Raw genomic sequence first — 13,105 nt, 5'->3', positions numbered from 1 at the left:
GTAAGGGCCGCCCCGAAACGGGCGGCCTTTCTTATGCGAACGTGGCGCTAAGAACGCAAAGCGCCGTGATTTCTGCGACCTGCTGTGACGCGCCCAAAATGTCCCCCGTCTGCCCGCCGATCTTGCTTCGTGCGATCCGTCCGACGGCCAGCGTTGTCAGCGCGATCCAGAATGCAATCCAAACGATCGCCCAGCCGACAAACAACAACGACGCGATCACGCCAATCGCGATGGTGAGTGCGACAGCCCGCGCCTCTGGTCGGGCAACGGTTGCGCCCAGCCCGTCCGACCTCGCGGCAGGCAGCCATGCCAGCAGCACCGCCATCGGCACGCGGGAGACCGCGCCGACCGCGATCAACGGCGCGAACAGACCGATCTCCCACGATACGATTGCCGTCAGCGCCGCCCACCTGACGATGAACGACATGACCAGCGCGATCACGCCGTAGGTGCCGATACGGCTGTCGCGCATGATCTCCAGCCGTCGGGCGCGGTCCCAGTCGCCCCAAAGGCCGTCGGCGCTATCCGCCAGTCCGTCTTCGTGCATGGCGCCGGTGGTGACGGTGAAGGTGAGGAGGGTCAGCGCCGCAACGATGGCCGTATTCAGCCCAAGCCAAAGGCCGATTGTCCCGACAAGCGCCGCAAGCGCCCCGACGACAACCCCGGCGACAGGATAGGCCCAAACCGCCTGCGCAGAACGCTTCGGCGCGTCGGTTGCGGGTAGTGGCAGCCGCGTCAAAAGCTGTAGCGCCGTGACGACGTCAGAGCTTTCCACCAGCTTTTCATTCGATCCGGTCACGAACTTACCCTCTTGGTCTTTTCAAAGCGCCCCCAAGCGTTAAAGAGAACCGAAGCGCATTTCAACGAGGGCCACCATGACGCAACCGGATTTCGAAACTGTTGAGGCGTTTCGCGCCCTTCTGTCGGACGCAATGGCACCCGACCCCGACGCCCGTCAGGGCGCGCAGGATCGGAATTTGCAACTGACCAAGCCACCCGGCGCGCTGGGGCGGCTTGAGCATTTGGCAATCTGGTATGCAGGTTGGCATGGGACCGCACGGCCCGCGCTGGAGAAGCCGCAAGTCCTGATCTTTGCAGGCAATCACGGGATCGCTGCGCAAGGTGTGTCGGCGTTTCCGGCTGAAGTGACTGCGCAGATGGTATTGAACTTTCAAAACGGCGGTGCTGCGATCAATCAATTGGCCAAGGCGTTCGGCGCGTCGCTGACTGTGCATCCGATCATGCTCGATACCCCTACAGCTGATTTCACGATTGAACCCGCCATGACAGAGGCGGAATTTACCGACGCCTTGCACATCGGTTGGCAAGCGGTCGACCCGACCGCTGATTTGCTGGTCGCGGGCGAGATGGGGATCGGCAACACGACGTCAGCCGCGGCAATTGCCTGCGCGCTTTATGGCGGCGCGGGTGAAGACTGGGTCGGGTGCGGAACGGGCGTTGATGACGTCGGGCTACGCATCAAAGCCCGCGTGGTGGATGAGGGCGCGGAACGGCACGCGTCGGACGACCCTCTTGAGGTGCTGCGCTGCCTCGGCGGACGGGAAATCGCGGCGATGGCGGGGGCCATTGCGCGGGCGCGGGTTCTCGGCATTCCGGTCATCCTCGACGGGTTTATCTGCACCGCCGCTGCCGCCGTTTTGCATTCCCTGTCAGATGACGCAATCGCCCACACTGTCGCTGGCCATTTGTCGGAGGAGGGCGCCCATGCCGCCCTGCTGGATCGGATTGGGAAACAGCCGCTCCTCAGCCTTGACATGCGGCTTGGCGAAGGGTCGGGGGCCGCGCTGGCGATTGGCGTGCTGAAAGGCGCTATCGCGTGTCATTCGGGAATGGCAACCTTTGCAGAGGCCGGAGTCTCCGGCGGCTGATCAGGCGGTTTCGGCGTCGTCCTCTTCCTGCGCGATCTTCTCAACGATTGCGGTTTCAAGCTCTGCATTCAGTTCGCGGGACCGTTCGATATAGGCGTCATTTCGTGACACCGGCTGGTTCGGGTCCCAAAGCGCGGCAAGCTCTTTCAGCGCGTATCGATCGAGCTGGAAGAACGCTTTTTCGTGTTGGGACGCCTCATATTCACTAAGCCCGGTGTTTTCCAGAACGTAGCGCGCGGCGCGAAGGGAACTGTCGAACATCTCTCGCACGATATCGTTTGCCCCGGCACGGTAGAGTTCATAGGTATGCACCCGATCCCGCGCGCGGGCGATGATATGAAGGTCAGGCCTGCGCTTGCGGGCGAGCCGTACCAGCTTGACCGCATCGACGGGGTTGTCGATCGCGACGACAAAGACGGCGGCCTTGTCGATTCCCGCCGCTTGCAGCAGGTCGGGCCGGGTCGGGTCGCCAAAGAACCCTTTGAAGCCGAATTTCCGCATCAGTTGGATCGTCTCAAGATCATGATCCAGCACGGTCGTTTGCTTGCCCGCAAGCTGCACCATCCGGTTGACGACCTGCCCAAACCGCCCAATGCCCGCGATAATGATCGGGGCCTGTTCGTCGATATGGTCGGGTTCGTGGTCGGTCGTGACCTCGCCCATCCGCTGGCTCAGCCAATCGTAGAGGATGAAGAACAGCGGCGTCAGCAACATCGACAGCGCGATAATCAGCAGCAATTTCTGCCCAAGGTCCGTGGGGATGACGTTCTGTTGCAGCGCAAAGCTCGATAGGACAAAGCCAAACTCACCGGCTTGGGCGAGGCCGAGCGTGAACAGCCACTTATCCCGCTTGTGCAGGCCAAAGAAACTGGCGAGGGCGAACAGAACCACGCCCTTCAGCACCATCAACAGAATGGTCAGCCCGATCACATCGCCAAGGTCCGCCCATAAAGCGGCAAAGTTGATACCCGCGCCGACCGTGATGAAGAAAAGGCCAAGCAACAGCCCCTTGAACGGCTGGATGTCGGTTTCAAGCTCATGCCGGAATTCGGAGTTTGCCAGCAGGACACCCGCAAGGAACGTGCCAAGCGCAGGGGACAGGCCCACAACGGTCATCAGAAACGCAATGCTGATGACGATCAATAGGGCGAGCGCGGTATACATCTCGCGCAGTCGGGCTTTGTGGATGTAGTGGAACACCGGGCGGATCAGATAAATCCCGGCCAGCACGACGATCCCGACTGCGGCGAGGGTGACAAGCGTCACGCCCCAGGCGGGCAGGCTTTCTACGAAGGTCATCGCCTCTTCCGCCGGGTTGTCGCCACCGTGATCGTTCTTGTGGGACGCCGCGTTGAAAATGCCCGAAATCGCCAGCAGCGGCAGCAGGGCGAGCATCGGGATCACTGCGATGTCTTGCGTCAACAGGACCGAAAAGACAGACCGCCCGCCAGAGGTTTGCATCAGGTTTTTCTCGGACAAGGTCTGTAGCACGATCGCGGTTGAGCTGAGCGACAGGATCAACCCGATCGCCAGCGCCACTGGCCATTCATGGCCCAGCCAGATCGTTGCGGCCGTCACAAGGATCGTCGTGCCGACAATCTGCAACCCACCAAGTCCGATCAGGCGGTCGCGCATGTTCCACAGGGCGCGGGGTTCAAGCTCTAACCCGATGAGGAACAGCATCATCACCACGCCGAATTCCGCGAAATGGCGCAGGTCTTCTGCTTCTGCCCCAACAAGGCCAAGGATCGGGCCAATGACGATCCCGGCCAGAAGGTATCCCAGAACGGAGCCAAGGCCCGTCCGCGCAGCCAGAGGAACCGCGATCACCGCAGCGGCAAGGTAGATGGTCGCTGAATACAGGAAAGTTTCCATGAAATCCTCAGGTTGGCAGTGGGGCGTCCGACTTGAACTGGTTCATAACGATCTGGCTTTGCACGCGGGCCACGGCCTTGTGCGGTAGCAACGTATCATGGATCAGAGTATTCAATGCGGGCAGGTCTTCACAATAGACGCGCAGAAGATAATCGGCTTCGCCGGTCAGGGTCCACGCGCTGGTGATTTCGGGCTGGCGATCAACCAGCCCGGCAAAACTCTTGGCCGTGTCGGGATCGTGGTCAACCATCTGGACCTGCACGAAGGCCTGCACCGTCAGTCCGACGCGATGCGGATCAAGCCGGGCCGAGTAGCCGCAGATATACCCCTCAGCCTCAAGCCGTTGGCGTCGGCGACCCACCTGGCTGGCCGACAGGTTCAACAATTCGCTCAGCTCTTGCGAGGTCAGATACGCGTTTCGCTGCAGGGCGGCAAGCAGGCGGCTGTCGGTTTCATCCAGTTTCGTGCGGGGAATTTGCATGATAGGTAGGTTACGCGCGAAAACAGCGCAATTCAACCCGCGAAGATGCACCAGAACGCGCAAATTCGCCGCCGAAACGGGCGTATCCTGCACGGGAATCAGCGCACAGGAGCATGAAACATGGGACCATTCCCCCACAACGCCCCAAGATCGACCATCACCGATGAAAACCCCGCGGGCACCGACGGGTTCGAATTCGTCGAATTTGCCCACCCCGAGCCGCAGGAACTGCGCGACCTGTTCGCCAAGATGGGATACGAACACGTCGCAAACCACAAGACCAAGAAGATCGAACTGTGGAAGCAGGGCGACATCTCATACCTGCTGAACGCAGAGCCGGGATCGTTTGGCATGAACTTCGTCGAGGAACACGGCCCCTGCGCCCCGTCGATGGCGTGGCGGGTGGTGGACGCTCAGAAAGCGTTTGAACATGCGATGGCGAAGGGTGCGAAGCCCTACGAAGGCGATGGCAAGTCGATGGACGTGCCCGCGATCTATGGGATCGGCGGATCGCTTCTGTATTTCATCGACCAGTATTACGCGACCAGCCCCTATAACGATGAGTTCGAATGGATCGCCAACGCGCATCCGAAAGGCGTCGGATTCTACTACCTCGATCACCTGACCCACAACGTCCACAAGGGCAACATGGACAAGTGGTTCAGGTTCTACGGCGACCTGTTCAACTTCAAGGAAATCCGGTTCTTTGACATCGAAGGCAAGTATTCCGGCCTTGTCAGCCGCGCGCTAACCTCGCCCTGCGGTCGTATCCGTATCCCAATCAACGAAGATCGCGGCGAGAAGGGGCAGATCGTGTCCTACCTCAAGAAATATAACGGCGAGGGCATCCAGCACATCGCTGTCGGGACCGAAGACATCTATGCCTCAACCGACGCGATTGCCGATAACGGGCTGAAATTCATGCCCGGCCCGCCGGATACCTACTATGCGCTTAGCAAAGATCGCGTGGTCGGCCACGAAGAACCGCTCGACCGGATGAAGAAGCACGGCATTCTGATTGACGGCGAAGGTGTGGTCGATGGCGGCGAAACCCGCATCCTGCTCCAGATCTTTTCCAAAACCGTGATCGGCCCGATCTTCTTTGAGTTCATCCAACGGAAGGGGGATGACGGGTTCGGTGAAGGGAACTTCAAGGCCCTGTTTGAATCGATCGAGCAAGAGCAGATCGACACCGGAGAGCTGGCAGCGGAATAAACCAGCGACCGTCGAAAGACTTGGCCCCGGCGCAACCGCCGGGGCTTTTTTGTGGGGGGCGTTCAGACGTAAAGCCCGGCGACACTGTGCAAGCCGGCTTTCGGGCCTGCGCGCCGTGCGATATGACCGATCAAGACTCTTGCATTGAGGATTGCACATGCCCGTCAGATTTCGCGCCGCACAACCGTCAGATACTGAGGTAATGGTCGATTTGCTTCTTCAGGATGCGGAGCAGAGGCGGGCCGTGAACCCAACGCTTTGGAAGCTGGACGATAACGCGCGCGACAAGGTTCGGTCGACTGTCGGGTCAGCGATGCAAAACGATAACCCACCGTTCCGCCAGCAGTGGCTTCTGGCCGAATTCGACGGTGAGGTTATTGGCTTAACCCACACGATCCTGCTTCCTGTTCCGCCCATCTATGCGGGCGAGTTCGGCGCACCGGGGCTAATTATGGAGGACTGCTTTGTCGCGGACAGCGCGCCGGAGGGAACGCAGCAATCCCTTCTTAAAGCCGCTGAGGCTGATCTTGTCGAGGCGGGCGCAAAAATCTTGGTGGCGTCGTCCGCGCAAGGCGGCCCGTGGGAGGCCGAATACGCTGCCCAAGGCTATCAGCCTTTGACGCTGTATTTCGCCAAAACCGATCTGCGCGACAGCCCAGCGTCTGAAGGCGTCCGCGCGGCGCAGCCAGACGATGTGCCCGCAATCGTCGCCTCAAGCGCCATCAATCGGCGCATCCTGCACGACCTTCACAACACGTTTTGGAAACCGCATCCCGAGGCGAACGCCCGGTTCGGGTCTTGGATGGATCGCAGTCTGACTTTGCCGGATCGCGATATGTTTGTTTCGGAGCGCGGTGGCGATGTCGATGGATACGCGATTTCGCAGCCCGCAACCGCACTGCACTTCCCTGCGGCGCACGATGTCGCCGGCACTGGCTTTATCGACGACTATTTCCATAGCGATTTTGAGAACCCAGATCGGCTTGGGCGCGACGGTCTTGCAGCAACCGCCCTTTTGAATGCGGCAGAAAGCGCTTTGCAATCGCGGGGGAACAACGCCGTCTTGCTCGTTTGTCCTGCGGCTTGGTCATCGAAAATAGTGCTGTTGGAAAAGGCGGGTTACAGCAACGCGATCACTTGGTTCATCAAGACGTGAGAGCGGGCGACGGCTTTCGCCAACCCTCAGGTATCCGGCATCTGAAGCGTGATATTCCGCCCGCCCTTCGTGTATTGCAGGGCGCTGTCGCCGATGGCTGAGACGCGGCCACCGTCCACCCGGTCGCCGACTTCGACCTTGACGTAACGCCCGTTGCGCAGGCGCAGCAATGCGCGGCGTTGGGACGATGTGCCGTAGACGCCGATCAGGCTAAGCTGGCGCAGGTTGATCGCGTTTTGCACGGTTGCCTGCCGCGCGACGGATGCACGGGTGGGGATTGACGGGGCTTGGCCAGCGGCGACGCTTGCCGATGCTGCGGCGGCGGGCGCTGAATTGCCGCTGGATGCTGCGGCGGCCGCAGCGGCAGCGATGTTGGCCTGCGCCGCTTCGATGATCTGGGCGAACTGGTCTGGCCGATGACGCGGCGCGGGGGATTGCGCAACGGCAAGGGCCGTGGGCGCGGTATCGACACTTGCGGCAAGCTGCGGCGCTTCGGGACGCGGGGCAGGGCGCTGTGCTGCAAGCTCCGTCCGGGTCAGGCCGCCATATTGCGCCCGTTCAAACCGTTCTTGCAGATCGTCGGGGCGCGGGCGTGGCTTGAACGTCGCCATGATCGCGGCTTCAATCGGGTCGAGCGCCTCTGCCGGTAACGCGACAGATCGGGGCCGGGGCGGCGTGATCTTGGACGGGCGACCCGCGAAGACGGGAACGCCATCGGGGTTGATCGCCCCCTCGGCGGTTGGAATGACGAAACCACGTTCATCAAGTTCATACCGCGTGCCTTGCGGGGCCGGATTGACCTGCTGTGGCAGCTTGCCTTCGTTCGGCATCGGGTCGACGGTCGGCAGCGCGATGGCGTCATGTGATGCGGCGGGCGGGTCGATTGAGGCGACGTATAGATCGTCGAGCCCCGGCGACGGCGGTAGGCTGGGCCGCGTCGGAACACGAAGCCAGACGCCGGTTTCATCGTAAAACGCCTGCGCGACCTCTTCGGACATCGGGGGCGCGACCTCGACCTCCGCCGTTTCTGCGGGTTCGCCTTCGTCAATCGGTTCGCCCAATTCGCCTTCTTCGACATCGGCGGTCGTGGTGGTTTCGCCGCCGCCAAACCAGCTCGACAATCCATCGCCAAGGACGAAGGTCGACCAGACCGCGGCAAGCGCCAGGAACGCGAGCAGCACCAGCGTCAGGATGAGGGCAAGATGCGGGGGCTTGCCGCGCTGTGCCGGCTTCCTCTTCGCGCCAAACGCGGTCAGCGCGGCGGGCCTTTCAACGGGTGTCGGCGGCTCCACCCCTTCGATCGGGGCCGGCTTTGGCACGCCAAGCAGAGAGTCAAGGCTGGTCGCCGCAGGGGTCGGGGCGGGGACGGAAATATCCGGGGACGCCGGAACGTCCAACTGTGGCGGCGGCGATGATAGCGAGGTCGTTACGACCGGCTCCGTCGGTTTTCTGGGCGACAGCGCAGGAAGGTCAGGCGGCGATGCAATCGTGACGCCGGGTGTCTTGATCGCCGCGCCAAGCACCGGCGCGTCGCCCTTGCCGTTACCCGGAACGATCGCCAGCCGCGCTTGCGAGAGCAGCAGCGGTTCAACGGGGTCGTCGTCAGACTCAGCACTTTCCGGCTCCGCACTTTCGGTACGGCTGGAGGAGAAGGACGGGACGACAGGCTGATCCTTATCCTTGGATTTGCGCTTGCGCGGTTTGGAGGATGTAGGGCTAGGCGGCGTTTCTTCGGTGCTGTCAGGCCCCTCGGTCCGTGGCGGTTCTGCCGGTTTCTCAGGTCGCGAAATTCCCGCAGTCAGCGGGACGGTTTTTTCCGGTTTAGGCTCCGGATCAGGCTCAGACACTGGGTCAGACGCGACCTTTGGTTCTGGCTCGGGTGTCGTCTCGGGTTCTGCTGCAGCTTCCGGCTCGGGTGCGGCATCCTCTGCGAGATCGTCGGTCTGATCCGGTTCTTGAGAGTCATCATGTTCATCGTCAGAAGAAAATTCTTCGTCTACAGTATCTTGAACATCACTCTTCACGCCGCCCTGTGAAGTCTCTGCTTCGGCCTCAACCGCTTCCGGCATCTCATCAACAACCGGCTTTTCATCCTTCGGCGGATCTTCCGGCGGTGCGCTTGGCGGCTCCACCACCTTTTCCGGCTCAGCGTGCTTGAAACTCGCAGCCTCGGGCAGCGGCACGATCTTGACGGGGAACGCGTCCCGTTCGACTTTCTCGTTCCGCTCAAGGAAGGTGCTGGATGCGCCGGTCGGGCCGAAAAACGGCTCCCCCGCGAAGGTGTCGCCATCGGGGATCGCGACAAAGCTGACCGGGTTGAAGCGATGTTCGACGGCGAAATCTTCGGCCTCGTCCAGTGTGACCTTGGCAACGGCGGCGACCTGAACTTTGGCCCCCTTGGCGCGCCAGTCAAAACTTAGATCCTCAACTTCATATGGGGTGCGGTCGGCCAGCGCCGCTTTGATCTGCTCTTCCCGCTCCGCATCGCTGGGGCCGGGGGCGTCGATTTCGGTATATAGGATTTCGGAATTCGGCAGGATCAGCTTTGTCGCCAACCCGCGCCCGCCCAGTTCGACCGCTGTCTGGCGCAGGAACTCCAACGTCTCGGTGAAATCGAAACTATCAAGCGCCGTTTCGCCGATAAGATGCCAGCCCCCTGGCGTGCGATGCAGAAGGCTTATTCCGTCGTGCGAAAGATTCAGGGCGAAATTGGGTTTCATCTCGTCAAACTAGCACAAACGCTCGCTGGCCTCGGGTACATCAATACTGAACTATTTCTACATCAGTAAGTTAGGCAAGAAAAGCAGAAGCCCCAAGGATTTGGTTGCGGGGCGCGTCTAAAGGGGCGAGTTTGAACCGAATGAAAGGAATGACAATGCGGTTTTTGATAGTATTAGTGGCGAGCCTTGCAATGGCGGTTCCCGCGATGGGCGAACAGATGCGCCAAATCACGGTGACGGGCGAGGGGCGAGTCGATGCAGCCCCGGACATGGCTACGATATCGCTGGGCGTGGTGACAGAGGGCAAAACAGCGGCAGAAGCGATGGCCGCGAATTCCGAACGGGTCAGCGCGATGCTGAAACAGCTTTCGGCGGCGGGGATCGAAGATCGGGATATGCAGACCAGCAACCTGAACATCAATCCGCGGATGGATCACAACTCCTCCAGCACGCGGTCCGGGCCGATCGTGATCGGGTTTGTCGCGTCAAACACTTTGACGGTGCGGATGCGTGATCTGGCGACTATGGGCGGAACGCTTGATTCCGTGCTGGAAAGCGGAGCCAATCAGTTCCACGGCCTGAGCTTCGGGTTTCAGGACCCGCAGCCGCATCAGGACGACGCGCGGCGTCGCGCGGTTGAGGATGCGCGCCGCAAGGCAGAGCTTTATGCAGAGGCGGCAGGTGTCACGCTTGGCAACGTCATGACAATTTCGGAACACGGGCGAGCGTCACCGCAGCCGATGATGATGATGGAGGCGTCGATGGCCCGTGGCGCAGATGTTCCGATCGCCAGCGGTGAAGTCACGACGCAGGCGAATGTCACGATCGTTTATGAGCTTGTCGGCGGGGAATGACCCCCGCCGATCAGTGACAATCAGCTTGTCGCCTTGCTTAGCGCCTGGTCAAGGTCGGCGATGATGTCGTCGGCATCCTCGATCCCGATCGAAAGTCGCACGACATTGGGGGCCGCGCCTGCGGCCTCCTGCTGTTCTTCGGTCAACTGCCGGTGGGTTGTTGAAGCGGAGTGAATAATCAGCGACCGCGTATCACCTAGGTTGGCGACATGGCTGAACAACTCAAGGCTATCGACCAGTTTCACGCAAGCGTCATAGCCGCCCTTGACCGCGACCGTGAACAGCGCACCGGCACCTTTCGGGCAGATGTTTTTGACGCGGTCGTAATAGGGGCTGGATTTTAGCCCGGCATAGGTGACGCCTTCGATCCGGTCGTCGTTTTCCAGCCAATTCGCCACTTTTTCCGCGTTGGCGACGTGCTTATCCATCCGCAGGCTTAGCGTTTCGATCCCCATCAGCGTGTAATGCGCCGCTTGCGGGTTCATCGTCATACCAAGGTCGCGCAGACCAACGGCGATGGAGTGGAACGTGAACGCCATCGGGCCAAGCGCTGCGTGGAAGTTGAGGCCGTGATAGGCGTCTTCCGGTGTAGAGAGGGAGGGGAACTTGTCGCTCGCCGACCAGTCGAAATTGCCGGAGTCGACAACCGCGCCGCCGGTGACCGTGCCGTTGCCGGTCAGGTATTTCGTCGTCGAATGCACGACCAGCGTCGCGCCGTGCTTGATCGGGTTGCACAGGTAGGGCGTCGCCGATGTGTTATCGACGATCAGCGGAACGCCCGCGTCATTTGAGATCGCGGCGATGGCGTCAAGATCGGTGATATAGCCGCCGGGGTTCGCGATGGATTCACAGAACACCGCGCGGGTGTCGTCATCAATCGCAGCTTTGACCGCATCGGTGTCGTCGAAATCAACGAATTTCGCGCTCCACCCAAAGCGTTTGATGGTGTGGCTGAACTGCGTGACCGTGCCGCCGTAAAGGCGGGTGGAAACCACGATATTGCGGCCCGGACCCATCAGCGGGAACAGCGCCATAATCTGCGCCGCATGGCCCGACGAACAGCAAATACCGCCAACGCCGCCTTCAAGCGCCACGATCCGTTCGGCCAAGGCGCTGACGGTCGGGTTGGTTAGGCGGGAATAGATGTAGCCAACTTCTTGCAGGTTAAACAGCGCGGCGGCGTGTTCCGCATCCCGAAAGACGTAGGCGGTCGTCTGATAGATCGGAACCTGACGGGCACCTGTGGCCGGGTCCGGGTTGGCGCCTGCGTGGATTTGCAGCGTGTCGAAGGCTTGGGTGGGCTTGTCTGTCATTGCGGTATCTCCCTGAAATCAAGCTTTGGTCTAGTGGAACAAGGCGCAATCCTCAACTTTATAAATCGAGGGCGGGGCGGATGTCAGCGCATCCAGAACCCTTCGCGCTTGATCCGGTTTCTGATCTGTTGTTCGCGGCGGGGCAGGTTGTTCTGGTCAAACATCGCCCGAACCTTGGTGCCGCGGCCCTGAAATATCATCCGTTTTGCCGGGTCGTATTGCTTCAGCACCTTCTTGATCTTGTTCGGCGCGGCGGCGCTTTCCAGCACATCAACGACGCGATCCGATTCACGGGCATAGAGCAGCGGCAGCACGCGGTAGTGGCAGGTGACATCCCCATCAAGGCCCGCAAGCTCTGGCCCCGGACGTCCACCGCCGAAGGAATGAATGACAAGCGGCAGCGCGATTTGATCGAGCCATGGGTCCATCTGCTGGCAAACCAATTCTTCCGGTGCGTTGTCGCGGATTTCCAGCGCGTATTCCGCAAAGCGATAGCCAAATTCATGCGGACAGCGAAAGTGGAACCAACCGGCGTTGAAATAAAGGTAACGTTCCCAGTATTCGTCTGGCTGGCTGAGGTCGAGCGTGCTTTCATACTCAAGCCCGAACTTGTCATAAAGCGCCTTCCACGTCTGGCCATAGCCGGGGCCATAAAGTTCGATCACTGGCCACGTGTCCTCGCGCCGCATCGACGCGCTGGGCCGGTCGAAGTCGAAGGCGACCTGCGACAGCGGGCCGGTGACAAGCGTGTCAGTGTCGAAAAACACGAACGGCTCGCCTTTTGGCAGGGCCAGCAGCGCTTCGATCTTGTTGCCGTAGGGGTAGGACTCTCCGAAATGGACGCTGTCGAAGGGGATGATCTCGGCGCCCAAATGTTCAAGCAATTCGCGCGTTGCGGCGTTGGTGATACGTGGATCATCGCCCCATTTTGGGCCGGGCTGGGGTTCCGCAACAAACAGCCGACCGGCAAAGTCGGGGTCGGACTGGCGCAGGGACGCGGCGAACAGCACCGCCTCATACTGCAAACGGCCCGACTGGCCGACGATCATCACGTTAAAGGGGGGTCGCTTTGCGGGGTTCTTTGCCATACTCTGCCTGCGCACTCTCCGGGGTCGGAGGCGTGTTTTGCGCGACTATAGCGAGGTTATGCGCCCGTCAAAAGGCAAGTTTCGCCGCGCATATGGGAGGACGAATGCGACTAGGACTTGCGATACTGACCGCGCTGATGGCGATGCCGGCCAGCGCACAGCAATTCACCACAGCGGGCGAGGTGCGGCCGATCCTGACGGCGACCCGTGCCAACTGGATCGCGCTGCGCCGGTATGAGGGGCAGGATCTGCTCTACTTCACACAGCTTGAAAGCTGGCGCTGTGGGCTGAGCGAGGTTCGATTTTCGATCAACGGCGGACGGGAACAGGTGTGGCCGCTGGAAACCTGCTATGAAGGCACCCCGACGCCGAATGCGATCCAAGGCAATAACGGCTTGCCCTACACCGCCCTGCCGCTCGATTCCGTCAATCAAGTAACTGTCACGGTCATCTACGACGACGGCAGCGAAGATTCGGCGAGATTTGAGCGTCAGGCGATCCTGATCCCCTGACG

The 13,105-nt window shown here is 60.8% G+C and carries 11 protein-coding genes; 5 read left to right on the top strand and 6 right to left on the bottom strand.

The window, feature by feature from the left end:
* Positions 1-31 precede the first annotated feature (31 nt).
* Positions 32-799, bottom strand: a complete 768-nt coding sequence (gene cobS, locus ACEWPJ_RS09880; protein ID WP_416512833.1) for an adenosylcobinamide-GDP ribazoletransferase — start codon at positions 797-799, stop codon at positions 32-34.
* Between the two features lie 76 nt (positions 800-875).
* On the opposite strand from cobS, the gene cobT reads away from it, so the two are divergent.
* Positions 876-1,889, top strand: coding sequence for a nicotinate-nucleotide--dimethylbenzimidazole phosphoribosyltransferase (gene cobT, locus ACEWPJ_RS09875; protein ID WP_416512831.1), 1,014 nt, complete (start codon positions 876-878; stop codon positions 1,887-1,889).
* On the opposite strand, the gene ACEWPJ_RS09870 is transcribed toward cobT, so the two are convergent.
* Positions 1,890-3,764 carry a monovalent cation:proton antiporter-2 (CPA2) family protein gene (locus ACEWPJ_RS09870; protein ID WP_416512830.1) on the bottom strand — a complete coding sequence of 625 codons (1,875 nt, stop codon included), beginning with the start codon at positions 3,762-3,764 and terminating at the stop codon, positions 1,890-1,892.
* Positions 3,765-3,771: 7 nt separating this feature from the next.
* The gene (locus ACEWPJ_RS09865) at positions 3,772-4,245 is read right to left on the bottom strand and encodes an Lrp/AsnC family transcriptional regulator (RefSeq protein WP_416512828.1); all 474 of its coding nucleotides are present in this window, start codon (positions 4,243-4,245) and stop codon (positions 3,772-3,774) included.
* Between the two features lie 120 nt (positions 4,246-4,365).
* Between ACEWPJ_RS09865 and hppD the strand changes: the two genes are divergently transcribed.
* Together hppD and ACEWPJ_RS09855 are read left to right on the top strand one after the other, a co-directional pair.
* A complete protein-coding gene (gene hppD, locus ACEWPJ_RS09860; RefSeq protein WP_416512826.1) occupies positions 4,366-5,460 on the top strand; it encodes a 4-hydroxyphenylpyruvate dioxygenase in 1,095 nt (364 codons plus the stop codon).
* A gap of 157 nt (positions 5,461-5,617) precedes the next feature.
* Positions 5,618-6,616 (top strand): hypothetical protein, encoded by a 999-nt coding sequence (locus tag ACEWPJ_RS09855; protein ID WP_416512825.1) that lies wholly within the window; start codon positions 5,618-5,620, stop codon positions 6,614-6,616.
* A gap of 26 nt (positions 6,617-6,642) precedes the next feature.
* On the opposite strand, the gene ACEWPJ_RS09850 is transcribed toward ACEWPJ_RS09855, so the two are convergent.
* The gene (locus ACEWPJ_RS09850) at positions 6,643-9,336 is read right to left on the bottom strand and encodes a hypothetical protein (protein ID WP_416512824.1); all 2,694 of its coding nucleotides are present in this window, start codon (positions 9,334-9,336) and stop codon (positions 6,643-6,645) included.
* A gap of 155 nt (positions 9,337-9,491) precedes the next feature.
* Here ACEWPJ_RS09850 and ACEWPJ_RS09845 point away from each other — a divergent pair, with 155 nt between their 5' ends.
* Complete coding sequence (locus ACEWPJ_RS09845) at positions 9,492-10,190, top strand: SIMPL domain-containing protein (protein ID WP_416512822.1); 699 nt, start codon at positions 9,492-9,494, stop codon at positions 10,188-10,190.
* 20 nt (positions 10,191-10,210) lie between these two features.
* Here ACEWPJ_RS09845 and ACEWPJ_RS09840 read toward each other — a convergent pair whose 3' ends face one another.
* On the bottom strand, positions 10,211-11,503 hold the full coding sequence (locus tag ACEWPJ_RS09840; RefSeq protein WP_416512820.1) for an O-acetylhomoserine aminocarboxypropyltransferase/cysteine synthase family protein: 1,293 nt from the start codon (positions 11,501-11,503) through the stop codon (positions 10,211-10,213).
* A gap of 83 nt (positions 11,504-11,586) precedes the next feature.
* Positions 11,587-12,552: a hypothetical protein gene (locus ACEWPJ_RS09835; protein WP_416513032.1), complete on the bottom strand. Its 966-nt coding sequence runs from the start codon at positions 12,550-12,552 to the stop codon at positions 11,587-11,589.
* A gap of 143 nt (positions 12,553-12,695) precedes the next feature.
* Here ACEWPJ_RS09835 and ACEWPJ_RS09830 point away from each other — a divergent pair, with 143 nt between their 5' ends.
* Positions 12,696-13,103, top strand: coding sequence for a hypothetical protein (locus ACEWPJ_RS09830; RefSeq protein ID WP_416512818.1), 408 nt, complete (start codon positions 12,696-12,698; stop codon positions 13,101-13,103).
* Positions 13,104-13,105 lie beyond the last annotated feature (2 nt).

The sequence above is a fragment of the Aliiroseovarius sp. YM-037 genome (assembly GCF_048060095.1).
Taxonomy (GTDB): domain Bacteria; phylum Pseudomonadota; class Alphaproteobacteria; order Rhodobacterales; family Rhodobacteraceae; genus JBLUOA01.
The sequence above is the reverse complement of the archived record's forward strand: the minus strand, read 5'-3'. Positions and strand labels throughout refer to the sequence as shown.